Raw genomic sequence first — 1517 nt, 5'->3', positions numbered from 1 at the left:
GCCGCGAACCTCGAGGCGCTGGCCCGCGCCCGCGCGGTCGAGCCCGGCTGGACCGCGCTCCTCGCCGAGGCGGGGATCGACGATACCGGCCGGTCCGCCGTCGGTCTCTACCTCTACACGGCAGACACGGAAGCGGATCTCCGCGCGCGCATGTTCGCGCCGCAGGACGGCATCGCCGAGGACCCGGCCACCGGCTCGGCCACCGCGATCCTCTCGGCGCAGCTTCTGGCCAACGGCGCGCTGTCCGATGGCGAGACGGTGCTCGCCCTCCGGCAGGGGGTCGAGATGGGCCGCCCGAGCGACCTCAGGCTCACGGTCGAGGTCGCGGGGGGCGCGCTCCGCCGCATCCGCGTCGCGGGCAGCTCCGTGCCCGTCGCCAGCGGCACGATAAGGATTCCCTGACCCAGAGGGCGGGAATCCCCCACTACGCCCCCGGCGGATGCCGCGCCACTCTGCCCGCATGGTAAGGGAGGCTTGACCAGTGACCGCATCCATCGCGTTTTCGATCGTTCTCGTCGTCGCCGTCGGCGCGGCCCTCGCCATGCAGGCGCCCGTCAACGCCGTGCTCGCCCGCGAACTGGGCGACCCCACCGCCGCCGCCGCGCTGTCCTTCGCCATCGGCTTCATCGTGCTCGCGGCCCTCGCGGCCCTCCGCGGCGCAAGCGTGCCCAGCCTCTCGACGCTCGGCAACGTGCCGTGGTGGGCGCTGCTGGGCGGCGTGCTCGGCGCGATCTGGGTCTGGGCCGCCATCTGGTCCGTGCCGCGCCTCGGCGCGCCATGATCGTGGGCCAGCTGATCGCGGCCCTCCTGCTCGACGCGCGCGGCGCCTTCGGGATGGAGGCGCGCGCCGTCGAGCCCACGCGCCTCTTCGCCATCGCCATGGTCGCGGGCGGCGTCGTGCTCTCGAAGGCTTGAGCTTTCCAGCGCGCGCGCCAGCGCCTATATCGGCTGTCATGTTCGCCGACCTTCTCCGCCGCCTGACCGCGCCCGCCCCCGAGCCTCTGCCCTACGACGACGCGCGCCTCGCGCTCGCCGCCCTGCTCGTGCGCATCGCGCGGGCGGACGGCGTCTACGAGGAGGCAGAGATCGCCCGCATCGACGCGGTGCTGTCGTCCCGCTACGCCCTCACACCCTTCGAGGTGGCGAAGGTCCGGGGCGAGGCCGAGGCGCTGGAGGCCGAGGCCCCGGACACCGTGCGCTTCACTCGCGCCATCAAGGAGGCCGTGCCCTACGAGGACCGCGTCAAGGTGATCGAGGCGCTCTGGGACATCGTTCTGGCGGACGGCGACCGCGACCACGAGGAGGACGCGATCCTGCGCCTCGTGGCCCCCATGCTCGGCGTCAACGACCGCGATTCCAACCTCGCGCGGCAGCGGGTCGAAGCCCGGAGCGGATGATCGCCACCCTGCCCATGTACCTCCGGCCCGAGACGCGGGAGGCGACGGAGGCCTTCTGGGCGGGCATCCGCGACGGGCTTCGCACGCGCGGCATCGAGGCGCCCGAGGCGCTCCGCCAAG

At 73.6% G+C, this 1517-nt stretch carries 2 protein-coding genes and 1 pseudogene; all 3 read left to right on the top strand.

The genetic code is table 11. The features are described from left to right. On the top strand, positions 1–402 hold a 402-nt coding region (locus ACTS11_RS06485; RefSeq protein ID WP_442639517.1), incomplete at its 5' end, for a PhzF family phenazine biosynthesis protein. A 139-nt stretch (positions 403–541) separates the two neighbouring features. Continuing rightward, positions 542–915, top strand: a pseudogene (locus ACTS11_RS06480) (DMT family transporter). 38 nt (positions 916–953) lie between these two features. Beyond that, complete coding sequence (locus ACTS11_RS06475) at positions 954–1397, top strand: TerB family tellurite resistance protein (protein WP_442639516.1); 444 nt, start codon at positions 954–956, stop codon at positions 1395–1397. Positions 1398–1517: the final 120 nt, after the last annotated feature.

This window comes from Roseicyclus sp. (assembly GCF_052168335.1).
Classification (GTDB): domain Bacteria; phylum Pseudomonadota; class Alphaproteobacteria; order Rhodobacterales; family Rhodobacteraceae; genus Roseibacterium.
Note: the sequence above shows the minus strand (reverse complement) of the source record. Positions and strands in the feature narration are given on the sequence as shown.

Bases quoted from the DNA above. Each gene is read 5' to 3' on its own strand.
- ACTS11_RS06475 (WP_442639516.1), top strand. From the start codon at position 954: ATGTTCGCCGACCTTCTCCGCCGCCTGACCGCGCCCGCCCCCGAGCCT.